The sequence below is a fragment of the Pedobacter sp. D749 genome (genome assembly GCF_019317285.1).
GTDB lineage: Bacteria > Bacteroidota > Bacteroidia > Sphingobacteriales > Sphingobacteriaceae > Pedobacter.
Window position 1 is genome coordinate 1,748,078 of record NZ_CP079218.1, and the last position, 24,045, is coordinate 1,772,122.

23 protein-coding genes are annotated in these 24,045 nt (G+C 36.8%); 11 read left to right on the plus strand and 12 right to left on the minus strand.

Going from position 1 to position 24,045, the window contains the following annotated elements; all coding sequences use genetic code 11:
* Position 1: 1 nt before the first annotated feature.
* Entirely contained in the window at positions 2-1,306 is a 1,305-nt protein-coding gene (bioA, locus tag KYH19_RS06955; protein ID WP_255562577.1) for an adenosylmethionine--8-amino-7-oxononanoate transaminase, read from the plus strand.
* Positions 1,307-1,377: 71 nt separating this feature from the next.
* Here the strand turns inward: bioA and KYH19_RS06960 are convergent, their stop codons facing one another.
* The 5 genes from KYH19_RS06960 to KYH19_RS06980 form a co-directional block, all read right to left on the minus strand.
* Positions 1,378-1,794: a VOC family protein gene (locus KYH19_RS06960; protein WP_193424397.1), complete on the minus strand. Its 417-nt coding sequence runs from the start codon at positions 1,792-1,794 to the stop codon at positions 1,378-1,380.
* Positions 1,795-2,024: 230 nt separating this feature from the next.
* On the minus strand, positions 2,025-3,398 hold the full coding sequence (locus KYH19_RS06965; protein ID WP_219078108.1) for an exonuclease domain-containing protein: 1,374 nt from the start codon (positions 3,396-3,398) through the stop codon (positions 2,025-2,027).
* A 126-nt stretch (positions 3,399-3,524) separates the two neighbouring features.
* Positions 3,525-4,154 carry a hypothetical protein gene (locus tag KYH19_RS06970; protein ID WP_219078109.1) on the minus strand — a complete coding sequence of 210 codons (630 nt, stop codon included), beginning with the start codon at positions 4,152-4,154 and terminating at the stop codon, positions 3,525-3,527.
* 10 nt (positions 4,155-4,164) lie between these two features.
* Positions 4,165-4,518 (minus strand): PleD family two-component system response regulator, encoded by a 354-nt coding sequence (locus tag KYH19_RS06975; RefSeq protein ID WP_255562634.1) that lies wholly within the window; start codon positions 4,516-4,518, stop codon positions 4,165-4,167.
* Between the two features lie 121 nt (positions 4,519-4,639).
* Positions 4,640-5,398, minus strand: a complete 759-nt coding sequence (locus KYH19_RS06980; RefSeq protein WP_219078111.1) for a LytTR family DNA-binding domain-containing protein — start codon at positions 5,396-5,398, stop codon at positions 4,640-4,642.
* Between the two features lie 395 nt (positions 5,399-5,793).
* Between KYH19_RS06980 and KYH19_RS06985 the strand changes: the two genes are divergently transcribed.
* The 4 genes from KYH19_RS06985 (at position 5,794) to idi (ending at position 9,098) form a co-directional block, all read left to right on the plus strand.
* On the plus strand, positions 5,794-6,069 hold the full coding sequence (locus KYH19_RS06985) for a hypothetical protein (protein WP_219078112.1): 276 nt from the start codon (positions 5,794-5,796) through the stop codon (positions 6,067-6,069).
* A gap of 760 nt (positions 6,070-6,829) precedes the next feature.
* Complete coding sequence (locus KYH19_RS06990; RefSeq protein ID WP_219078113.1) at positions 6,830-7,735, plus strand: MerR family transcriptional regulator; 906 nt, start codon at positions 6,830-6,832, stop codon at positions 7,733-7,735.
* Positions 7,719-8,555: a phytoene/squalene synthase family protein gene (locus KYH19_RS06995; protein WP_193424385.1), complete on the plus strand. Its 837-nt coding sequence runs from the start codon at positions 7,719-7,721 to the stop codon at positions 8,553-8,555. The genes KYH19_RS06990 and KYH19_RS06995 overlap by 17 nt, the downstream gene beginning before the upstream one ends.
* On the plus strand, positions 8,556-9,098 hold the full coding sequence (idi, locus tag KYH19_RS07000; RefSeq protein ID WP_219078114.1) for an isopentenyl-diphosphate Delta-isomerase: 543 nt from the start codon (positions 8,556-8,558) through the stop codon (positions 9,096-9,098).
* A 197-nt stretch (positions 9,099-9,295) separates the two neighbouring features.
* On the opposite strand, the gene KYH19_RS07005 is transcribed toward idi, so the two are convergent.
* Genes KYH19_RS07005 through KYH19_RS07015 form a run of 3 tightly spaced genes read right to left on the minus strand, consistent with a single transcriptional unit; the run spans position 9,296 to position 10,664 of the window.
* Positions 9,296-10,033: a DNA-formamidopyrimidine glycosylase family protein gene (locus KYH19_RS07005; RefSeq protein WP_219078115.1), complete on the minus strand. Its 738-nt coding sequence runs from the start codon at positions 10,031-10,033 to the stop codon at positions 9,296-9,298.
* 1 nt (position 10,034) lies between these two features.
* Positions 10,035-10,238: a KTSC domain-containing protein gene (locus tag KYH19_RS07010; RefSeq protein ID WP_219078116.1), complete on the minus strand. Its 204-nt coding sequence runs from the start codon at positions 10,236-10,238 to the stop codon at positions 10,035-10,037.
* Between the two features lie 45 nt (positions 10,239-10,283).
* Positions 10,284-10,664 (minus strand): hypothetical protein, encoded by a 381-nt coding sequence (locus KYH19_RS07015; protein ID WP_193424379.1) that lies wholly within the window; start codon positions 10,662-10,664, stop codon positions 10,284-10,286.
* 112 nt (positions 10,665-10,776) lie between these two features.
* On the opposite strand from KYH19_RS07015, the gene KYH19_RS07020 reads away from it, so the two are divergent.
* From KYH19_RS07020 to KYH19_RS07035, 4 genes are all read left to right on the plus strand, one after another.
* Positions 10,777-10,965 (plus strand): hypothetical protein, encoded by a 189-nt coding sequence (locus KYH19_RS07020; RefSeq protein ID WP_090987306.1) that lies wholly within the window; start codon positions 10,777-10,779, stop codon positions 10,963-10,965.
* Positions 10,966-11,586: 621 nt separating this feature from the next.
* The gene (locus KYH19_RS07025; protein WP_370630294.1) at positions 11,587-12,399 is read left to right on the plus strand and encodes a HipA family kinase; all 813 of its coding nucleotides are present in this window, start codon (positions 11,587-11,589) and stop codon (positions 12,397-12,399) included.
* Positions 12,377-12,760, plus strand: coding sequence for a DUF3037 domain-containing protein (locus KYH19_RS07030; RefSeq protein ID WP_121283321.1), 384 nt, complete (start codon positions 12,377-12,379; stop codon positions 12,758-12,760). The genes KYH19_RS07025 and KYH19_RS07030 overlap by 23 nt, the downstream gene beginning before the upstream one ends.
* Before the next feature lie 166 nt (positions 12,761-12,926).
* Positions 12,927-14,840, plus strand: a complete 1,914-nt coding sequence (locus KYH19_RS07035) for an AAA domain-containing protein (RefSeq protein ID WP_219078117.1) — start codon at positions 12,927-12,929, stop codon at positions 14,838-14,840.
* A gap of 1 nt (position 14,841) precedes the next feature.
* Here the strand turns inward: KYH19_RS07035 and KYH19_RS07040 are convergent, their stop codons facing one another.
* The gene (locus KYH19_RS07040; protein WP_121283323.1) at positions 14,842-16,695 is read right to left on the minus strand and encodes a DNA topoisomerase 3; all 1,854 of its coding nucleotides are present in this window, start codon (positions 16,693-16,695) and stop codon (positions 14,842-14,844) included.
* 201 nt (positions 16,696-16,896) lie between these two features.
* Here KYH19_RS07040 and KYH19_RS07045 point away from each other — a divergent pair, with 201 nt between their 5' ends.
* Positions 16,897-17,349, plus strand: coding sequence for a hypothetical protein (locus tag KYH19_RS07045; protein WP_219078118.1), 453 nt, complete (start codon positions 16,897-16,899; stop codon positions 17,347-17,349).
* Here KYH19_RS07045 and KYH19_RS07050 read toward each other — a convergent pair.
* Positions 17,346-18,131 carry a murein L,D-transpeptidase catalytic domain family protein gene (locus KYH19_RS07050; RefSeq protein ID WP_219078119.1) on the minus strand — a complete coding sequence of 262 codons (786 nt, stop codon included), beginning with the start codon at positions 18,129-18,131 and terminating at the stop codon, positions 17,346-17,348. The genes KYH19_RS07045 and KYH19_RS07050 overlap by 4 nt on opposite strands.
* Before the next feature lie 211 nt (positions 18,132-18,342).
* Between KYH19_RS07050 and KYH19_RS07055 the strand changes: the two genes are divergently transcribed.
* The gene (locus tag KYH19_RS07055; protein ID WP_219078120.1) at positions 18,343-19,791 is read left to right on the plus strand and encodes an SDR family oxidoreductase; all 1,449 of its coding nucleotides are present in this window, start codon (positions 18,343-18,345) and stop codon (positions 19,789-19,791) included.
* Between the two features lie 229 nt (positions 19,792-20,020).
* Here the strand turns inward: KYH19_RS07055 and KYH19_RS07060 are convergent, their stop codons facing one another.
* Positions 20,021-21,928: a DUF3857 domain-containing transglutaminase family protein gene (locus KYH19_RS07060; RefSeq protein WP_219078121.1), complete on the minus strand. Its 1,908-nt coding sequence runs from the start codon at positions 21,926-21,928 to the stop codon at positions 20,021-20,023.
* On the minus strand, positions 21,929-23,902 hold the full coding sequence (locus KYH19_RS07065) for a DUF3857 domain-containing protein (RefSeq protein WP_219078122.1): 1,974 nt from the start codon (positions 23,900-23,902) through the stop codon (positions 21,929-21,931). It abuts the gene before it with no gap.
* Positions 23,903-24,045 lie beyond the last annotated feature (143 nt).

Genomic DNA, 24,045 nt, shown 5'->3' on the forward strand with positions numbered 1-24,045 from the left:
TATGATGCCCGATAATTCTCAAGTTTCCACTTCTTTCTCCGAACTTAATCTAACAGAACGCGATAAAAAGGTAATCTGGCATCCTTATACCCAAATGAAGAATGCGCTGCCACACATCCCGATTGTGAGGGGTGAAGGGGTGTACGTTTTTGATGAGAATGGAAAACGGTATATCGATGCGGTTTCATCCTGGTGGGTGAATATTCATGGCCATTCGCATCCTCACATCGCACAAAAAGTAGCCGAACAGCTCACTATACTCGAACATGTAATTTTTGCAGGTTTTACACATGAGCCCGCTGTACTACTTGCAGAAAGGCTTTTACCCATATTGCCTGGCAAACAAGATAAAGTTTTTTATACGGATAACGGATCGACAGCAGTAGAGGTAGCCTTAAAAATGTGCCTGCAGTACTGGGACAATAAAGGCACTCCAAAAACGAAGATTTTAGCTTTTAAAAATGCCTATCATGGCGATACCTTCGGCGCTATGTCGGTAAGTGGCCGCAGTATTTTTACAGATGCTTTTAATAGTTTATTATTCGATGTAGAGTTTATCGATCTGCCTGATGAGAGCAATATCTCAAATTTAACCTCCCATATCTCAAATCTTACAGATACCGCTTGTTTTATCTTCGAACCACTAATTTTAGGTTCAGGTGGTATGTTGATGTACGAGGCGAAATACCTTGATGAATTGGTTGCTGCCTGTAAAAAAGCAGGTATCTTGATTATTGCTGATGAGATAATGACGGGCTTTGGCCGGACAGGCACTTACTTCGCCTGTGAGAAATTAGACCATAAACCTGATATTATTTGTTTGAGTAAAGGTTTAACCGGCGGAACAATGCCTTTAGGCGTAACTACTTGTACGGACGAGATTTTTGAAGCCTTTTTAAGTGACGATAAATTAAAAACATTATACCACGGGCATTCTTTTACTGCGAACCCAATTGCTTGTGTTGCTTCTTTAGCAAGTTTAGATATTTTATTGCAGGCAGAAACACTGGCCAATATTAAAAGGATAGAGGCTAAACATGCTTTGTTTTTACAGGAAATTAAATCGCATCCTAAAGTTAAAGCGGTTAGGCAAACCGGCACCATTATCGCTATTGAGTGGGAAACAGGAAATGAAACTTCTTATTTAAGTAATCTGCGTAATTTGTTGTATGCGTACTTTTTAGATAAGGGGATTATATTAAGACCACTCGGTAATATTATCTATATTCTTCCACCATATGTAATCAGTGATGAAGATCTGGATTATATTTATACAGCCATAAAATCTGCTTTAGAAGAAGTATAGGTGTTTTTAGGTCGTAGCGAGAAGCTACGACCAGTATTAAGCTTTAGTTTATTTTCTTTTTTAAAAAAAAACTAACCCAAAGGCATTTTGCTCATGTCCATATAAAGAATACTCCATCTTTGTCCATCCAGGTCAATAAAACCACAGCCATACATCCAGCCATCTTTGTAGCCTGGCTCACCATAAAGTGTACCACCGGCAGCTACTACTTTTTGAGCAAGGTCATCTACTTCTTCCGGACTTTCTGCATCAAAGGAGAATAATACTTCGCCGCCATTTCGTTTATCGGCAATACTGGTTCCTGCAAAACCCTCGTACAAAGCTTCTTCGAAAAGCATAATGGCTAAATTACTTTCTCCTACTAAAAAGCAGGCCGAATCTTCACGGGCACCATACTGTAGATTAAGCGTGAAACCAAGTTGCGTAAAGAATACTTTAGACTTGTTAATGTCTTTTACCGGAAGGTTTATCCAAAGTGATTTTGTCATAACGTTTTGTATTTTGTTGTAAGTAAAGATAGGTAAGGAATAATAGAGTTGTCCTTGCTAAAGGCGAAAAATTACAGGGGTATTTGAGACAATTTAGGCTATTATGGTTAGCTTATTTCTTATGGTTAAAGTATTGCTGCAATGTTGTGCGTTATGTGGCGATTCAATAACTTCGTCAAAAGATAAGCAATGAGCTATGAAAGTTGATGAATCCATGGTGTATGATAATACTACAATTTATACAATTTCTGTGGATGTTGCTCTGCGTAATTCAGAATTAAATTTAAAATATAACTATTGGATTGATAGGTAGAAAGATCATTTTTGATTGGAGCTAATCCATCCGACAAGTAATTTTTGTCTGTAAAATAACCCATTCCATAAAATTTCCCGTTTTCTACTACCAGGCAACTAAATTCTTCCTCTTTTCGGCCTTCATCTACCAATGCGAAACTTGGTTGCTGATTCTGAACATCAATTAATGCAGCATTTAGTTTTTTGTTGTAAACGGCTACAGTTTCTATTCCACTGCAGGCGCCAAAACACTGGCCATTTTCGTGCGCATAACATTTTGTAGCTGTTTTTTGTAAATAACAGAGCTTTGCACAAAGCTGGTATTTATTAACCAGTTGATTTAAGAAATTATAACCTTCCAATAAACTGTTAAAACTTTGCAGGGCATTATTGTTCTTCTTATGTTTATCTATTGCTAAACGTAAATAACCGTTTTGATCTTCGAAAACATATAAATCATATTTATGCTCATAACGTTTCATTGCACGGTTATTTTCGGGCCATAAGCGCTTAATTTCATTGGCTTCTAAAATTAAAGCCATGAGTTCGGTGCCGCATGTTACATAGTCTACATGATGGATGGTGCGTAAAAAATCCTGGCGCTGGCGGTTGGGTGTATTACCGGTAAAATGACTGGTTACACGTTTCTTAAGGTCTTTAGCTTTTCCAACATAAATAATTTTGCCTTTGCTGTCCTTAAAATAATATACGCCAGGCTGGCTGGGCAACCTCAAAATAGAAGCTTTATCTAAGTGCGGCGGTAAAACCTGCTCTTTTGAAGTTTTCTTCAGCATTTCTGCTATAATGCCTTCCTGATCATACTCCAGTAATAAATTGAATAGGATACTGGTAGCGTCTGCATCTCCTGCTGCCCTGTGCCGGTTCTGAATCGGTATCTGCAAGGCGGTACAAAGTTTCCCTAAACTATAAGATGATTTACCAGGAATTAGTTTTCTGCTTAAGCGTACCGTACAAAGTTTTTTGCATTGTAAATCATATCCTGAGGCTGCCAGATGATGCTTCAAAAAGGAATAATCGAAGTTTACATTGTGTGCTACAAAAACCTTATCGCTTAAGAGTTCATAGATTTGTAAAGCAACGTCATCAAAAGCTGGTGCATCCATCAACATGCCATCATCAATACCGGTAAGTGCGGTAATGTAATCGGGTACAGGCTGTTTAGGATTAATGAGGGTAGTGTAAGATTCAACGATTTTGTTGCCATCATGAATGTTAATAGCAACCTCGGTAATGCCATTTGCTGAGGCATGACCACCAGTGGTTTCGATATCTACAACTGCGTATAACATTAAATTAATTTGAAATACAAATCTATGCTAAAATAATTAGTATAAAAATAATTTTGATTATTTCTTTAGCACAAAAAAAGCGGTTACATATTTAACGTAACCGCTCCCGTATTTTGTATGTAGCTGTTATTTAAGTTTATTGAGCAGTTTACTTAAATTAGGTTTAATGCCTACAGAGATTGGCACAGTATTAAAAGCCCTGTTCTGGATCTTACTAAAGCCATACATGTAACTGGCCTCTACAAACAAATTAGCGCCACCAATATTGTATTCAATTCCGCCACCACCTTCGGCAATGCCTAAACCATTTGATTTATTATCTTGCGTAACCTGCAAAGTTGATGCATTAACCGCTGCCTGTGGGGTAAGGATAATTCCACCACCTGCACCAGCAAAACCATAAAAGGCCCATTTATTTACAATTTTACGGTAACCCAATGCCACATTTAATAAATAGGTGGTAGCTCTTCCTTTTTGAAGGGTATAGGTATATCCTGCATCTGGCGTAATCTGATTAAAAGTAAAGGCATGTAAACTTACTTTAGGGTAAAGGAATAAACCGCCATCTCCTAAGCCCAGGTTTAAACCTAATGATGTTGAAAATTTAGGCTTAAAATAATCGGAAGTTTCACCCATGGGGAGTGCAAAACCAATTCCACTCATTGAATAGAGTTTGTCAGGCCTGTTTTGTGCCATTACTTTGGTTGATACCATGGTAGCCAGCAATAGAAGCGGTGTTAGTAGTTTTAATTTCATATCTGATTTTTTAATTTTCGGTTAAAGCAACTACTTTTCTGAGTAGGTCTGCTATATTAAAAGGTTTTTCTAAATAATCATCGGGTTGGTATTTTTGTGATGTGATGTAGTTTTCATCATATCTCGCCGATGCCATTATAATTGGTATATGCGCTGTTTCGGTATTTAACTTTAACTCTTTAAATACGGCACGGCCATCCATTCCATTTAACATGATATCCAAAATGATCAGATCGGGTCTAAAATCTCTTATCGTTTTAAAAATATACCGTGGGGAAAGTAGTGGATAAACTTTATAATGTTCGGTTTCTAATACTTCCTGGAAAACTTCTAACACATCTGGATCATCATCCACAATCAGCACTCTTTTCAAAACAGATAATCAATTAAACAATAAATAGATTATCCTAATACAAAGTTTTGGACGTAATGTTTTGAATATGTATTAAAATGAATTGGCAATGCTGAAGATGGGCGATTAAAGACTATATAATGTCATCAGGACGGGGTTTTTCTTGTGGCAAATTGTTTTTGATAAAATTCGCGAAAAGTTCTATAAAGATGTCTGAAATGGTAAAAGATATTTCGCCCGAGAGCAGTATTTTATTGTTAAGTACACTTTTGATATGCTGTTTTGCAATCACGACAGAAGGGGTAATCTGAATAAATGCGGAATGCTCTTTTAGCATTTTCAAGGTCTTGGTAAAATTAGATTTCGAACTCAAAAAAGCATTTTTTGTGGTTTTAAACTGGATATCGTCTCCTATTTCTTCAATAGCAATTAACTCATTCAGGTCTATTCTTACCAGGTCGCCGTTTTCTCCATGCAAAGGGATATAAAAGAAATGATCGTCTAAAATGGAAAAAGGATGTTGTGCTTTTTTTCCTGTTGGGTAAAGGTTATTTATCGTTTTGGCTAAATGTAAAATAGAGTAGGGCTTAAGCAAATAGGCATCCGCCTCTACTTTAAAGGCATCAATGGCATACCTTGGGTGCGCAGTAGTAAAAACGAGGTATGTGGTTTTTTGCCTTAACAAGCTTGCAAGTTCGATTCCGGATAATGAGGGCATTTCGATATCCATAAAGATAATATCAACAGGATTAGACGCCGATATCTCTGTCAGGGCCTGGAGCGGTTCAGTGAAAATTTTGATAAGCTCTAAATCAGGCAGCTTTTCCATATATGCCGTCAAGCTCTCTAGCGAATGAGGATCGTCATCAATAGCAATACAACTTATCGACATTTCTTATAGTTTAGTTGATGCAAATTACAATTTCGAGCAGTAAAACGAAAAAAAAACATGTTTACAATGTGTTTTTATGTATTCGGCAAGGAAAAATAGCTTTTTTTTGAGATGATGTATGTTTTAATAATTTTAATTAAAATTAGTAAAACAGTTCCTTATTCATCGTATAACCATATTACTTCGAAATATTTGTTTAACGGGCAACAGGTAGAATTAGGGAAAATGTTGAAGCTAAACGCTTGCAGGAAGATAATAGTACAAAAATAAAAGTCGAAATTCAATAAAAAAATATTTAATTACTTGTATCATAATATATTGTATTTTGAAACGTATTAATTTATAGATATATTTAATAACAGAATAGTTATCCTTAATTATTAAAACAATATCACATGGAAAATAGAATCCGCAACCTCAATAGATTAAACGTATCTATCACAAAAAAGGTTATCGAACTGCAGGAACAAGGTTACGACTGTGATTTTCTTTTGCTGGCCAATGGTAGTTTGCAATGTATGCAAACAAATTTAAATTATCCGTTGAGTACAGTAGCTATTAAACAGAGAGAACATGGCTACGATTTATTCAGCCAATCTTATAAAAATGTTCATACCATAGAAACTGGTAACGGTGAAAAAGGTGTGTTACTTACCGAAAAGCTATTTTAACTTACTGTTTTCTGGCCTTCTGATTATTCATTTAAATGATCATGCTGTCCAAGGTGTGTCTTAATGCCATCTGGTTCGTTTCAATATTTCTTTTAGCAGGGGTATAACCTGAGTCTAACGTGATAAAATTTAAGGAAACTTGTTTTTTTATACACCTTATAGAATCAAAGTGTTTTAACCATTTAGCTCAGCGCCATGGGTCAAGTCTTTCTGTATTCTCTTAAATAAATTTACTGCATGTTTAGAGGATATTTAAACTTATAGAGTATTACATTGCCTATTGCTGTCACACTCAGGGTTAATTAATTGTTTAAAATCAATATGAATGATTTACAATTATTTTTTCTCTTGTCCTACGCGCAGTCCTGCCTCGGCTCGCCGCCGCCGAAGGGCTCTTTCTTTTTGGCATCAAAAAGAAACAAAAAATGCCGGCTGAAAATTTTTCTTTTAAAGGCACTTCTGTAGCAAGAACAGTGCAGCCCGAAAAATTTGTTAGGCCGGATTTAAGTAGAACGGGGATACTGTGCTATGGCCTAGCTGCATGGAAATGCGAAATTAGTTAAAATGCTGATTAATATAATTTATAAAATAACGTCAATCGTAGCGAATGGTCTTGCTTTTATTAATGCGCTGAAATGGTCTTTTATCCGCTCAGACTGGCAAAGGAAATATTTTTATTTAATTTTTAAACAGGCTCTTGGTAAAAAACTTTTCCTTCTCTTTTTTGTTTAAGTTTTATTGAATATATTTAAACAAAATAATGACTTACTCAATTGCAGATCTTGAACAGCTTTCGGGCGTCCACTCTCACACCATCAGGATCTGGGAGCAACGTTATAATGCGTTGAGTCCGTCGCGATCTGAAGGCAATACGCGTTTATATGATGATCAGCAGCTTGTAAAACTATTAAACATTGTAACCTTAAATAAAAGCGGATTAAAAATTTCTAAAATCTGCAGTCTCTCAGATGAACAGATTGATGAACTTCTAGACCAACAATTTTCTCGTCTTGCTGATGATAAACAAGATGATTATTATATTTATCAACTTATAAAGTATGGTTTGGCTTTTGACGAATCCTCTTTTAATCATTTAATTGATCAATGCATCGATCAATTTGGCCTTTCTGACTGTTATCGGAAAATAATATATCCTTTGCTATTACGCCTGGGTTTAATGTGGCGAAAAGACGATATTTGTCCTGCACACGAGCATTTTTTATCAAATATTATCCGTCAAAAAATATTTTCCCATATTAATAATATTCCTTTAACTAATCAATCAGGTCAGTGCTGGCTGCTTTTTTTACCGGAAGACGAAGATCATGATATTGGGTTGCTTTTTGCCAATTATATGCTGCGAATGCAGGGTCATCAGGTTATTTTTTTAGGTAGCAAAGTCCCGCTGGATTCGATTAACCGAATATTTTCAACCTTAAATGTTAGCAATGTTCTGCTTTTTATAATAAAATCCCAATTAGCGTCTGCAGCACAACAATATATCGATCAATTGTCTGAAATATGCTCAGCCACTAAAATCCACCTTGCTGGAAATAGTGAGGTTATCGGTAAATTAAACCATATCGATCACATCAACTGGATTAAAACGCTTGATAAATTTGAAAAAACAATAGAATACCCTGTTTTACATGAAAGAAATTTTTGATCAACTATCTGCCGATTGTAGCAGGCTTACCACTAAATCATATAGTACGAGCTTTTCGTTTGGAATTTATTTTCTTGGTAAAGAACTACGCCAACCCATACATGCTATTTACGGCTTTGTACGTTTAGCAGATGAAATTGTAGATAGCTTTCATCATTATGACAAGAAATTTTTATTAGCAAAATTTAAGGAGGATACTTTTGAAGCCATTAACCTGGGCATAAGTTTAAACCCTATCTTAAATTCATTTCAAAAGGTTGTGAATCAATACCAGATAGATATGGAATTGATTGTTCTTTTTCTAAGAAGTATGGAAATGGATCTTTCCACACAGAAATATACTCCTGAACTTTACAACGAATACATTTTAGGTTCTGCAGAAGTAGTAGGCTTGATGTGCCTAAAAGTTTTTACCCATGGTAGCGATGTAGGTTATGAACAGTTGAAACCTTATGCCATGAAATTAGGTTCTGCATTTCAGAAGGTTAATTTTTTAAGGGATGTTAAAGCTGATCATCAAACACTTAGCCGGAATTATTTTCCTAATGTTAATTTGGCAGCATTTTGTGATAATCAAAAAAGAGAAATCGAAGAAGAAATTGAAACAGAATTTGCGATGGCACTAACTGGTATTAAGCTATTACCTGCTGCTTCCAGAAATGGCGTATATTTGTCGTACATTTATTATAAAAAACTATTTGCAAAGATAAAGCGCTTAAGTGCTGAAAAAATCATGACTGAACGGATCAGGATTTCGAACACCCATAAGGTTGGTTTGATGTTTGATTCGATTATCCGTAATAAGTTAAATGTAATTTAAATGGAAGAGCAAGTTATTCTGGTTGACCTTGATGATGTGCCTAGAGGGCAGATGGGTAAGATGGAAGCGCATGAAAAAGGTATGTTACACCGTGCTTTTTCTGTTTTTATTTTTAATTCTAAATGCGAACTGCTGCTGCAGCAAAGAGCACTGCACAAATACCATTCGATGGGTTTATGGACGAACACCTGCTGCAGTCATCAGCGGATTGGAGAAAGTAATATCCGCGCGGCTAAGAGGAGGTTGATGGAAGAAATGGGGATCGATTGCGAATTAAGCTTTTTGTTTAAATTTACTTATAAAGCAATATTTGAAAATGGCTTAACGGAACATGAGATAGACCATGTTTTTTTTGGCATGAGCGATAAATTACCCGTTATAAATCTGGATGAAGTAGTATCCTTTAAGTATGTGGATTTGGAAACTTTAACAAAGGATATTGAGGTTAATCCAAATGCCTATACACCATGGTTGAGAATCTCTTTAGATCAAGTGATCGCACATGCATCAACAGCTAAAACAAAAAACGGGCATACAGCCTAAGCCATATACCCGTATCTAAATTAACGCTCTCGAGGACAAATATAAGGCTACTTTTGAAAATTCCTAAAATTTAATATTTCTTTTACTTTAAGATTATAGTTGGATGTAACGTAAAAGGTTTTACTATAATTTAAGTGCTTAATATTTAGTATTTTATGTTTTTTGCTAAAAAAATTAAGCTAAAGAATATTTTTTAGCTAGAGGTATAGTTTTTGGCATTTTTCGCAAAAGTAAGTCTGACGATGTGTTTTGCCAAGTTCCTTTTTCTCTATTTTGTGTTTAAGCGGACACTCCTTCTGATTGTATATCTCCCAATGTTTACTTAATGTATTTTCCTTTTTCCATTTTAAAAAATCGAAACTATAATTCCTGGCCTCCTTAACCAATGCCTTTAATTTTGCAGGTGGTAAATTTTCAATTTTGGTAAGGGGATGTATGCGAGTACGGTATAAAACCTCATTTTTAATAATATTACCCACTCCACTAAAAATTTGCTGATTGAGCAATATGTCGCAAACCGTTACCTGGGGGTTTTCTTTCAATGTTTTAATAGCTGCGCTACTGCTCCATTCATCAGCCATCACATCGTTTTCCCAATTGTAATGTTTTTTAACATTTCCTTCTAATAGATCAACTTTGCAGGTATAGAAATTTAATTCATCTTTTTTGAAGATCAGTCCTAGTTTTAATGGCGTTTTTTTGCGCTCGTTAATTAAATAACTGCCAAACAGCATAAAATGAATACGGATGGTGAAATCGTTAAAACAGATCAGAAAATGTTTACCCCAGCTTTTAAAATCCTGTATTTTTTGATGGAGCAATCTATCTTTGTCGAAATCTTTTACATTACCTGCCACTTCCAGCACTTCAGGTCTACCCAGATGAAGCTCCTTGATTAAATCTTTTAATATTACGATTGATGGACCTTCAGGCATATTATTCTTCTCCTAGTTTCTGGAATTTATATTTGTCTTTAATATTGCTGTTAAAATATCTCCCTTTTGATCCGGATACTTTTAACATCTTGTAAATCTTTCCGGGAACATTCTTGTAGAGATAAACCATGCCGGTTACAAAAATGATTTTTAAGGTTTCCGTAGCCTTATCATAACTAAAATATTTGATTACTGATGATGGCATAATATCAGGTTATCCCTTAAAAACAACTACCATTTGCAAATGGTTTCAATCATTCTTAAGTGTTGCTTCTTCTTTCTGAGCTTTGATTTTCTCTTTCTTCAAATCGATACGGATAATGTTGTATAAGCTCATATACACGTTTGCTATCCATACTATCGAAAAAAAAGAAATAATATAGCCACGCCAATCCGGATAAATCAATGTGAATTTGGTAATAAAGAGCAATATTAAGGTTACATAGTGACTAAAGCAGTATTCACATGTAAATACATAAAAAAATTTCCTTTTTACCAGTTGATTGCAGTTTTTAGAGCGATTTACGCAGAATTCACGTGCTTCTCTGAAAATCTCTTCTTTAGTAACTGTCCACGCAATGCAAGCTACAGGCAAGGCCATAATAAAGAGATAATAAAGGTGTGTTTCCATAGTAATCAAATCGGATTATAAATACAACCTTTAACACTTGAAAATGTTTAATTAAGCAACGAACATTTTAATCACATTTATGTTAAATAAAATATAGCTAATTATTTATTTTATGGAAAGATCAGAAATTATATCTCTATTAGAGGTAATTAACCAACAGGTAAGTTCTTCAGTTTTAGGTGGCATGGAAGAAGAATATGAAGAGTTGGAAAGCATGGGGCTGATTAAAATTAACCGCGAATCGGTGCAATGGTCGTCTGCCATAACTCCTGCTGGGATTGCTTATTTAGGGCATGATTAGAGCAGATTGGAATGTTTTTTACCACAGAGAACGCAGAGTGAAAAGCGCGGAGACCACAAAGCTGACAGTGGCTGTCGATACTGGAAATAATCATCAATGAATCGCCATTCCCAACTTGATTGGGAATCGTAATGCAAGTTCTTTAAGATTCCCGCCTGCGCGGGAATGACGAACGTGCTAATGGATTCTATCCTATGGTAGGGTAGTCGGAGACCATTTAAATAAATTAAATTCTTGACCATATAAGAAATATAAGGTCATGTAAGGTTACATGTTTTTGTATGGTTAAAATGATTTGGAATCTGTGTAATCATTCAATATCAAGATTATTTTAATTTGACTACTATTAGTGCCCAATAGCCCTGATGGCAATGGAAATCCCATTTGGATGATTGTTGAATTGTCTGATTTAATGATTTTAACCAAAAGGATTGAAATGTACAGCAGGACTGAACCCTTGATAATGGTTACTGGTATTGTGCTTCAAAAAAATGACTGTCTATTGTAACGATTGATCTGAAGACCTCCTACCAGGATCTTTACGACTAAACTTTGACTAATTTATTGTTGGAATTCTGTTAAATTTGCAGCAAGTTTAGAATTGTGCCCTAAATAAAATAAATGGCTATTCTATCTGCAGATATGAACGATTTACAACTTAGAACGGTAAATGTAACCAGATACGTTACACCTTTGCGCGAGGGTGGCTCTATGCCTGCCATTGCGGAGGCTGATGATAACTTTTTATATGTACTGAAATTTAGAGGGGCAGGACAGGGTACCCGGGCTTTAATTGCCGAACTAATTGGTGGCGAAATTGCCCGTAATTTAGGTTTGCGCGTACCTGAGTTGGTTTTTGCCAATTTAGATGAAGCTTTTGGGAGAACAGAGCCTGATGAAGAAATTCAGGATCTGCTAAAAGCCAGTGTGGGTTTAAATTTGGCATTGCACTATTTATCTGGTGCAATAACGTTCGACCCGACTGTAACTACTGTAGACGCTAAACTCGCCTCGCAGATTGTATGGCTTGATTGTTTTTTAACCAACATGGACCGTACCTGCAGAAACACCAATATGTTGGTGTGGCATAAGGAACTTTGGCTAATTGACCATGGTGCTGCATTATATTTTCATCATTCCTGGCAAAATTGGGAAGAGCAGGCTATTAAACCTTTCTTTTTGTTAAAAGACCATGTATTGTTGCCATGGGCTACTGAACTGGAAAGTGTAAATGAAGAATTTAGTAAACGACTTAATGCTGAGAAGATCGAAGCGGTTATTAATTTAATTCCTGATGACTGGTTGGAAGGCGAAACGAACTTCGAAAGTAAGGCAGAGCACCGTAATGCCTATACGCATTTTCTTACTACCCGATTAGCTCATTCAACTATATTTTTAAAAGAAGCACAGCATGCAAGGGAAATTCTTATTTGAGTATGCTGTGATTCGCGTAATGCCAAGGGTAGAACGTGAAGAGTTTATTAACGTGGGAATTATTTTGTTTTGCGCCAGGCAAAAATTTCTAAAAAGTGTTTTTTTTCTGGATGAGAAAAGAGTAAAGGCTTTTTCTGCAGAGATAGATTTAGAAGAGTTAAAAGAGAATTTATGTGCTTTTGAGAGAATAAGTACATCTGCGAAAGGATCAGGTCCCATCGGCCAATATGACCAGGCTTCCCGGTTCAGGTGGCTTACCGCAACCAGAAGTACGGTAGTGCAGTGCTCAAAAGTACACCCAGGCTTTTGCGATGATGCGGAAGAGACTTTATTGAGGTTGCACCAGGAGCTGGTTCTGTAGCGCCATGCGTATGGCGCTAAGCGTTTGAATTAACTTCATGAACAACTATTTTCTGTTCCTGAACAATCTATCAATCTAACAATTAATCAGTTTACAATTGGCAGTTTTTAGTTAACAATCAAGCAATTCAACAATTAAAGAGTTTCCACAATTAACACATCTACCCTTGCCAAAAGAATATTTCAAAAAACTTCAGGATCTGCTCGATACCGAACGCAACGAAGATTTACAATCATACCTAAAACTTACTGAAAATACTTCGGCTGCCGATAGGAGGGCCCTGGGGCTGACCTGGTATCCTATTGCAATCAGGAATACAGAAATAGGCCGTGGCGATTATTTAACCGTTGAACTGGAAAGAACTACCCATCAGGATTTTTCCCATCAGTTCCGTTTTGGTTCTGCTGTGGTATTATTTTCTAATCACGATGCTAAAGAAGATCGGATAGAGGGAATTATAACGCATCAAAGTGGTATCCGGATGAAAATCAGCTTCCGTGTTGATGAACTACCAGATTGGACCAGAGATGGCAAACTCGGCGTAGATCTACTTTTTGATAATAACAGTTACGACGAAATGCAGAGCGCCCTTAAACAGGCTACACATCTGGCAGAAAATGAATCAGAAAATAAACTGATCCGCATTTTAACAGCAGGAGAAAAACCATCATTTCAGGGAGAAGAGAAATTTATCATTCCCAATACACTAAACGACTCGCAGCAATTAGCGGTGAATAAAATTATAGCAGCCGATCATCTGGCTGTGGTTCATGGTCCGCCAGGTACCGGAAAGACAACGACGCTTGTTCATGCAATAAAATCTTTGATTAAACACAGCGATCAAAAAATCCTGGTGGTAGCGCCAAGTAATACCGCTGTTGATTTACTTACGGAGAAGTTAGCTGCTGAAGGGTTAAAAGTAATCCGTGTGGGCAACCCGGCAAGGGTTTCAGAAAGATTGCTTGCGGCAACTCTGGATCATCAAATGGCCGACCATCCGGAGATGAAAACCATTAAAGCTTTAAAAAAACAGGCCAGTGAATATAAAAACATGGCCCATAAATACAAACGGAGTTTTGGTAAAGCAGAACGCGACCAGCGCAAAGCACTGTTTGATGAAGCACATAAAATTGGAAAAGAAGTAGAAAAAACAGAACAGTATATTATGGATAATCTGTTTGCCAAAGCACAGATTATCACAGCCACATTGGTAGGCGCTAACCATTATACCGTTCGAAATTTGAAATATAATACAATTGTGATTGATGAGGCTGGCCAGGCCTTAGAACCAGCTTGCTGGATACCAATTTTAAAGGCGCAAAAAGTAATATTGGCTGGAGACCATTTTCAACTTTCGCCAACTATAAAATCTAATGAAGCAGCCAGAAATGGTTTAAGTAATACTTTATTAGAGAAAGCAGTAAATCTTCATCCAGAATCAGTTGTGTTGCTAAATGAACAATACAGGATGAATAAAGATATTATGGGTTATTCATCCCAGGTATTTTACAAAAATGCATTAAAAGCCCATCAGTCTGTTGCCGATCATTTATTATTTGCTGGCGATGAACCGATCCAGTTTATCGATACGGCAGGTTGTAGTTTCGACGAAAAGTTAGATGGAACCAGTACAACCAATCCTGATGAAGCTGCGTTTTTGGTTAAACATTTAACACACCTGGTTGGCAATTTATCTGCTATTTCTACAATAGATGCCTTTCCATCCATTGCAATTGTTTCGCCTTATAAACAGCAAGTTCAGATTTTAAATTCCCTGGTTCAGGAACATGAAATTTTAATTCCATATCGACATAAAATTGCGGTAAATACCATTGATAGCTTTCAGGGGCAGGAGCGTGATGTGGTTTATATCAGCCTGACCAGGAGTAATGGCGATGGAAGTATCGGGTTTTTATCAGATACGAGGAGAATGAATGTGGCCATGACGAGGGCCAGGAAAAAGCTGGTTGTGATTGGCGATAGCGCTACCTTATCGAAATCTAATTTTTATGCGGAGTTTATCCAATATGCAGAAAAACTGAATGCCTACCACAGCGCCTGGGAATTTATAGACATTTAGGCTAAACCTTTTCCAGTTTCTTTTCTTCTGCGAGTTTGCCCGATATACTTGCCCCTGCAATTAATAGTTCGTGCGTAATGGTTTTAGTGTATTCTGTAATTTCAGATTTAAAATCTTTTACTGATGAACCAGAACGGATTTCTTCCAGTCTTTTTTCCCATTGTCCGGTAAGTTCTGCCTGCGCAATCTGTTTATCTTTAACCACTTCGTAAACAGCCAAACCTTTATTGGTAGGTACGAGATTTCGCTTTTCCCTTGTAATATATTCTCTGGTAATTAACGTTTCTATAATGGAGGCACGTGTTGCCGGTGTACCTAAACCACTATCTTTCATGGCATAACGTAATTCTTCATCTTCAATCTCTTTGCCACAGGTTTCAAGCGCTTTTAATAACGAAGCCTCGTTATACATTGGCTTTGGTTTAGTCTGTTTTTCTAAAAGAGATTTTTCAGTAATAGGCAATTGTTCGCCAACAGCAACTTTTGGTAATGCTGCATTGTCTTCATCTTTTTTATCATCTTCAGGATCGTTAAAAACAGCCCGCCAGCCTGCAGAACGGATTACCGTTCCATTAGCCACAAAAGTAACTCCCGATTGAATGGTTATTTTGGTTAATTCTTTGATACATTCCTGGTGAAATGCCTCAATCATACGTCCAACAACCATATCGTATACCGCTTGTTTATCCGGACTCAATCCATAAGCCTGCTCGCCAGTCGGTAAAACAGCATGGTGATCGGTTACTTTTTTAGCGTTAACACTTCGTTTATTTAAAGCAATGGTTTGCAGAAACTGTGCTTGTTTTCCAAAATCAGCATGATCGGTGAATTTTGCAATCAGATCCGGAACGCCGGCAAAAACATCATCGCCAATATAGCGCGATCCGGTACGCGGGTAAGAAACCAATTTGCTTTCATACAGGTTCTGCAAGATATTAAGTGTTTGATCAGCAGTATATCCTTTTTTCTTATTGGCTTCCTGCTGCAAACTGCTTAAGTCGTGCAGTAGTGGAGGGGGTTCTTTTCTTGGTTTAGCTTCTACAGCTGTAATGTTTCCACCTGTTGGAAAGCCAGAGGCCACATCCTCTACAAGTGCAAATAACTTTTCTACCTCTTCCTTTTCCTTATAATTCGAGGTTGAGATAGCCTTAAAAACCTGTTCATCTTTAGCCAGTAAAATGCTGATTTGGTAATAGGTTTGAGGAACGAAATTTTTAATCTCTAAAAAACGGGCACAAATCATCGCGAGGGTAGGTGTTTGTACGCGACCCAGCGAAAGGACTGTTCTATTGCCTGCAGAAATACTTAGTGCCTGTGTAGCATTCATTCCCACAAGCCAATCCGATTCAGAGCGACAATGAGCCGAATTAAATAAAGTATCGTAATCTGTTCCGGGTTTTAAATTTCTGAATCCATCTTTTATCGCTTCATCTGTTTGCGAAGAGATCCAAAGGCGTTTAAATGGTTTTTTGCATTTCAGGTAATAATAAATGTACCTGAAAATCAATTCACCCTCACGCCCCGCATCCGTTGCTACAATAATTTCGCTCGCCTCATCAAAAAGTTTTTTTATCGTATCTAATTGTTTGCGAACGGCCGGATCTTCAACAAAACCATCTTTCGTTTTAATTTTCCTGACGGCCAGTTTGAACTTTTGTGGAAGCATAGGTAAATGTTGCTTCCTCCAGCCAATAAAACCATAATCCTGAGGAGGAGCCAATTGTAATAAATGCCCAAATGCCCAGGTAAAAGAATATCCTTTACCTTCAATGTATCCATCTTTTCTGGTGGTTGCTCCGAAAACTTTAGCAAGTTCACGACCAACAGAAGGCTTTTCTGCAATTACAATCTTCATGAATGGGCTTATCTTCTCAAGCGCAAAGATGATTAAAATATTGGCAACAGATTAAAAAAATTACTCACAATGCCTTTTAATACTCATTTTAGTAAACAATTATCAGATAACTTTGTCCATCACTTGAATCGTTAATTTTTATATCGGATTGATTAACAATTTAATAATATCACGATCTAACTGCTGCAATTATTTTAATGAATGGATAAAATTTACGAACTGAAAGGAAATAAAATTAAAGTTGGACTCGAGCATCAGTTAATCCGTGTGTACAGCAATGCTCAACTTTGGGCTTATCTGGCGGGAAAAGCAGATGTAAGGCTTGAGCGGTTCGAGCTTTTGGTAAATACAATTAAAGCCGATTATGAACAGCATTTCGGTAAAAAACTTGTTATTTCTAACGCTTCGCTTATTGTAGAAATTCTGGTACACGTGTACTGCGATTACCTGGGTTTATACTTTAACCGTATTGTACAAATAAGATGGATCCAGGATTTCGTTAAAAAACTGCTCAAGCGGGCCGAGGTTGTAGATTGTGGCGAAAAAGAGGTAGACAGCAACCGTTGGGTTTGGGATTTGCTTGCAGGCAGCAAATCACTTTTCATTAGCATCCTGCCGAAAAAACTAAATGCCAAAAATATTAAGCACCATTAATCCATTTGAGCTGCTAAAATCTGTTCCTGATTTAGTATAACACTTGCAGCAAGTGTTTCATTTAAAAATGATGAATTGTATTGCTGGTCTGAATTATTGATAAACAGCACTGTCCGGTCTGAAATGGTATTGATGACCTGATCGGCGAGCTTGGCAGGAACAGCGGGGCAACCCTGGCTTCTGCCCAATCTACCCAATTCATCTATACTTTTCTGGCTTACATAACTTGCACCATGAACCACAATTGATCGTTCTCTGGCATTGCTGTTAAAACCTTGATCCATGCCATCCAACTTGATCGAACGACCGTGTTTACCACTATAAATTTCACCGGTTAAATAGAAGCCTAAACTACTCTGGTTTGAGTTGATGTTATTCGAGAAAGATGAAGGCTTATCGCCACCACTGTTTTGCCCATGAGCTACCCAGGTATTTAATACCAGTTTTTTGCTTGCAAGATCGATAATGTATAAACGTTTTTTAGTGCTTTCCTGATCGAAATCAGCAATTGTTAAAATAGATTTAGCATGTAATAAACCAGAATACTTCATGTTATAAAACCCGGTTAATGCCTTTTCGAAAACCTGTTCATTTAATCCGGCAGAATCTAAATGAATTTGGTGGTATATATTTAAGATGTATTGATTGTACAGACTGTCTGCCGCTATATTTTTAATCGTATCTTGTTGTGTTTGGGGGCGATCTATCGCTTTCCAACTTGTTCCGACAATGCTCATGCCCACTAAAAAAATCGTAGCAATGTCCAGGATGTATTTCTTCATTCAGTATGGTTTAGTTTGATGTTGAGTTATTTATACGGTTGTTTTGCTTAAATGTTGCCCAAATCAATCTGTAGTGCTACAATTACATTTGGTTTTACATTCTCGTGACTTAAGGTATGAGCATATAGCTTTTAGGAATTTCAATTTAAATGCTGAAAATGAATATCGCTAACAATCGCTTTTATTTTGTGTTATGTATTAAACCTGTATTATGAAAATTTTATTAACCGGAGCGAACGGTTATATTGGCACCAGACTAATCCCTTTATTGTTAGAAGAAAAGCATGAAATCGTTTGTATGGTTAGGGATAAGCGAAGGTTTGTTTCAGCTTCTGATTTAAGTGATCAGGTGACGGTTATTACAGGTGATTTACTGGATGCAGAAAGCTTAAACGAAATTCCAAAGGATATTGATGCTGCATATTACCTGGTCCATTCCATGTCTTCAAGTCAAACAGGTTTTTCTGATATGGAGAAAGCTTCTTCCGAAAACTTTTCGGCAGCCATACGAAAAACCAATTGCAGGCAGATTATTTATTTAACTGGCATTGCAAATGACGAACATCTATCTAAACATCTGGGATCAAGGTTAGCGGTAGAGGAAGAACTTAAATCATCAGGAAAAGCCTGCACCATTTTAAGAGCGGCTATTATTATCGGCTCTGGAAGTGCCTCATTTGAAATTATTAGAGATTTAACTGAAAAAATTCCTTTCATGATTACGCCCAAATGGGTTGAAACGCTTTGTCAGCCGATTGGTATTCGCGATGTATTGGCTTATTTGGTAGGTGTTTTGCATCATGAGAAAGCATTTAATCAGACATTCGATATTGGCGGACCTGATGTGCTAACCTACAGGCAAATGCTTTTGGGCTATGCTAAAGAACGTGGGTTGAAACGATGGATCATTACTGTTCCGGTACTAACACCCCGACTATCTTCCTTATGGTTGAATATGATTACACCTGTACCTTATTCGTTAGCCCGTAGTTTGGTAGATAGCATGAAGAATGAAGTAATATGTAAAGATAACCGTATCCAGGAAGTTGTACCAATAAAATGTTTAAGTTATGCAGAAGCTTTGCACTTAGCTTTCGAAAAGATAGACCAGAATTCTATTGTTTCGAGTTGGAAAGATGCCCTGAACCGTGGTTATTTAAATTCTAATTTTATGGATCAGATTAAGGTGCCACAAAATGGAACCTTAGAATATAAAGTGAAAATGCCATTCGAACGTAAAGCAGAAGAGGTATTTGAAAATATCTGGAGTATTGGAGGGAATAGGGGTTGGTATTTCATGGATTGGTTGTGGCATTTGCGTGGCTTTTTAGATAAAATGTTTGGTGGGGTAGGTACCAGAAGAGGCAGGACCAGCAATACCGATTTACAGGCCGGTGATGTGCTCGATTTCTGGCGTGTATTGCTTGCCGATAAAAAGAGTAAAAGATTGTTACTGTATGCTGAAATGAAAGTGCCTGGTGAGGCATGGCTTGAATTAAAGCTGGTAGAGTTTCATGGAAAAGCTTTTTTATCACAAATCGCTACTTTCAGACCAAAGGGTTTATGGGGTAGAATGTATTGGTATGCCATGTGGCCATTCCATATTGTTTTATTTAAGGGGATGGCCAGGGAGATTACCACTTACAGGCCCGATAATTAAATCTATTTGCCTATTTTTGCTGCATAAAGAATGTAAAATGCCAAACGAAGAAAATGATTACTCTTTCTGGACCAAATACAAGAGATTTGCTTCAACAGAAATTTTGATGTACCTAATCATGATTATTGGTATTGGCCTCGGGATTATTTTTTTAAGCTAAGGGCGCTTTATTTCCCACAGATTAAGCAGAAAAGAAGCGCAGATTTTTACTAATGATTAAAAAAGTGGTCTATTTCTTTAAGCTAAGGGCAAGTTTTAAATAATCAGCCGAATTTACATCGTTAATAAATTTCGAGAAGTCCGCATATTTTTCTGCAGGAAATATTCCATCGTTTAAAATAAACTTTCTATAGTAGATTAATTTCTTGCCTTCTGCAGATATTTTACACGCATATTGCCCAAAATCGCTTTGAAACGTTTTATCCTGTCCTATAATTAATTTGGTATCTACATTATCAGGTAGGGTATATACAATGGTATCTTCATCTGTATACCCGCGGTTAATGTAAACAGGGAGCGTTCTGTTCTTTATTTCAGGAATTGATCTCTTTAGATTAAAGGCATTGAGCTGCAAAAACATTTTATTTCCGTTAACCGGGGCATAATTTCTGATATTAATGCTTACTTCCTCTGTTAATTTCGGCGATATATCTTTTTTCTGCGCAAGGGAAACTGCCTCGAAATCGATATTATCAATGTTATAGGCTTCTTTTAATAATTTATGTTGTTCGGTTATCGATTTCCCAATTAAAGATTCCTGATTTTCATATTGTGAACCCGAATAAACAGTATTCATTTTTCCAGATATGCTGCCGTCTAACTGAACCATTAAGTCAGCCCTACGGATCTGCAGGTTCTCGGCGGTTGTTAATTTTGGCGTATGCAATAGTTTGCCTCCATCGGCAGTACAGGCCAGTACCAATCTATCATCAGTAAAATCGCTTAAAAAGCCGAAGGGGATTTTTTGGCTCGTGCATTCTAACCAGGTAGTATCACCCTTTAGTGGCATACATAGGATAATATGATTGCCTTGCACCATACTGGCATATGTTGGGTCCATACTTTTCTTTTCAGAACCAGCTGATACTACACAGTAATAAGAATCTATATTTGCAGCATTGAGCAGGCTTTGCATGTAATTTACCAAAGCTTTACAGTCACCATAGCCCAAACGGTCTATTTCACTTGCTGCAATAGGTTGAAAACCACCGATACCAATCTGTACGCTGATATACCTTGTTTTATCTTGTAAATACTGATAGATTTTACGCGCCTTATCTTTGTCCGTTTTTTCATTTTTTACCAGATCTTTTACCATTTCAATGGTTGCAGGTGGCAGGGCTTTGCGTGCTGCTAACAAATCATCGTAAATCCATTTACCCAGCTCTTTCCAGTTGGTATAACTGCCTTTATGGTTGTAATAATAAAACGTTTGCGGGGCAATCTGGATGTTGGTGGCATAGGTTTCGTGTGCCGGGCTATAGGGTTCAGTTCTAATGGCCAGGATATTATTTGCTTTCCAGATTGTTTTTTTCTGCTTTTCATCAGTTAAAACTTCTGGTGTTCCGTTATAATTCTGGGTTTTAATTCTTACCTGGTCTGTCGGCTTACAAATAAAAGTATAGGTACTTTTTTCCACTGAAACATCATCTGCTGGTTTAGGGTTCCAATCAGGGATAATCAGATTTTGCTTATTTCTAATTTCATAATTGTAAACCAGGGTGTAAGGATATTGGTTTACTGATGGCAGGTAGTGTTTTACGCGGCTATCAACAAATAAGGAGAACCCATCGGCCGCACTCATATCAGCAAAATCATTCTGAGAAAACTTGTTCGTCAGTTTGCCTACGCTATTGTAAACTTCTCCCTTTATGCTTTTAATCGAAATATTTTTATCGTAATAGATGGCCAAACGGGCCTCATCCTCTCCATTTTGGTTAAAAACGGTAATCGCTTTTTTTACATTGAGCATTACGTTATCAGGTGAGCGCATGTCGACAGTTATTTCCTCATTGCGGATACAGGCGTTAGCACGGTTACGGAGGTTCGATGGAATTAAATCAACATCATAATTGTCTTGTGCAAAGCCAGCAAAAGAAATTAAAAGGAAGGAAAACACGGTAAATAGGAATCTCATTTAATTCGCCTTTTTTAATAAAAACTCTGTTTTCTGGTTTTGAATGATTTTGCTATAGAATTCTTTTAAGAAAAGATATTCTTCTGGCTGATAAATAGCATTGTTAAACTGTAAAATCTGACTTATTGAAATGGTGTTTTCATCTAAACCCGTTTGCAATAAATACCTTCCGCCACCATTAGGTAGTGCTATGGCCATGTCTTTTGGTTTTTCCAGCAATTGATATTTTTCTGGTAAAAGCACATTGATGATAATCCGTTCATCGGATGCTGCACCTAAATCAACAGGGTAGGTACGTTCATTTAAATTAAACGGATTTTTTGAAATGGTATTGATAAAAAATGGACTGAAATAAAACTGGTCTTTATTGGTGCCATCGTTTACGGTAAATTCTACCTCGTATTTCTCTACCAAAGAATTTTCTACACTATCAAGGTTCGAAATTTGATGATCCAGGATCTTAATTCGGGTTAACCGTTCATCCAGTTTTTCTACATATTCATCCGGAGAACTGTAACGCAGAATATCTTTACGTTTGCTATATGCCGCATAACCCATTGTATGGGTGGTTAAAGTACCAATAATTTTTCCATCGGTAGTCATTTTTCCTGTAAGGATATAACTGGTGATTGCTTTCTGGCTCGCCGTTAAATCGATCCAGTAAGATGGTTTTTTTAAGTTGATTACCCTGCCTTGATCGTTAATACACCGTAACGGCAATAATCCAAAGGGTAGAAGTGGTTCCGTAGCATCCAATAAATAACTTTTATCGGCAATATTTACTTTGGCTACCAGGTAATTAAAATCACTCATAACCGGGTAAAGCTTGTTTACTGTTCCATTATCACGGGTAGAAAGGATAACAGCCTCTGCATCTAAACCAGCTGCAGAAAGTGCTGCAATTAAGCTCAGGTTAACATCTGCTACGTTGCCTGATCGGTTTTCTAATGCCTTTTTGATGTTATCTTCTGCGTACTTTCCGTAATAATTATTCCACTTAATCTGTTTTTTAATGTAATTATAAATGGCTTTTGCTTTATCCAAATCGGTAGTAGTTCCTTTTGTGATTTCTGGAATGAGCTCTTTAAAAACGTCTTTTCTTTTCATCTGGTCGCCCAGTGTTTTATAGGATGACAGCTCATAATCAATATCTTTCCAAGTTTTAGTATAAGACGTTTTACTACCATTTAAATTCTGAACATCAGAAAGCTCAAAATAGATGGCCGATTTGAAGTTACTCGGAGCAGTCATGTTATCTTCCTCAATAAATGCCGGAATATTTTTCATCACGTAGGTGATTTTTGAGCAATCGATAGCAACGCCTGAAAGCCTTAAACATTCTTTGCTCAATTCTGATTTTTGATCAGTCAGTTTTTGAAATCCGCGTAAAGAAACGTTATAGTTGTAAATCCCTGGAATATAAACCAAATACTCGCTAATCACCTTTGGAATGTCGCCTTGAAACTCCCATGTTCTGAAATTAAATAAGTTGGGCGATTTTAACCTGTAACTATATTCAATTATTGAGCCTTCTTTGAGGTTCGGAAGGGTAAACTTGGTCAGTCGGGTGTATTTTGACCGGTTTTCGGTGAAAATGGCCTTCCTGTCCATAATGGTTTCAACAAAATTATTGTCTACATAATTAAAGGTAGAAGCTTTTAAATCACTGATCGTCTCTTCGCGAGATTCATCTTTATAGGTTGGAATAACAATATTAGCTTCTTTAAAGCCTTCTTTATTGTAGATTTTAATTTTTACATGCTGTTCAAAAATCAACTCTAAACTGCCTGTAATGTCGTCGCGTTGAATTGATGCGGTACCAAATTCTTTTAAAACAATGGCATTTGCATTACTGTCTAATTTTTTTCTGTCGAATTCGTAATCATCATAGGTAATTGCTCCGAAGTTAAAGTTTTGAGCATAAGTGGTTAACGATAAAGAAAGGAGGAATAGTATGGGGAATATTTTATTCATTTGAGCGTGTATAAATTGTCGCAATTTAACCCTACAAAGTAACATTCTAAAATAATTTGAAAATTAAATTTATAATTAATAAAGCTGTTTTACAGAACTAATGAAACCTTTTTAGCATTTTTGAAAAAAAGAATTTGACATTC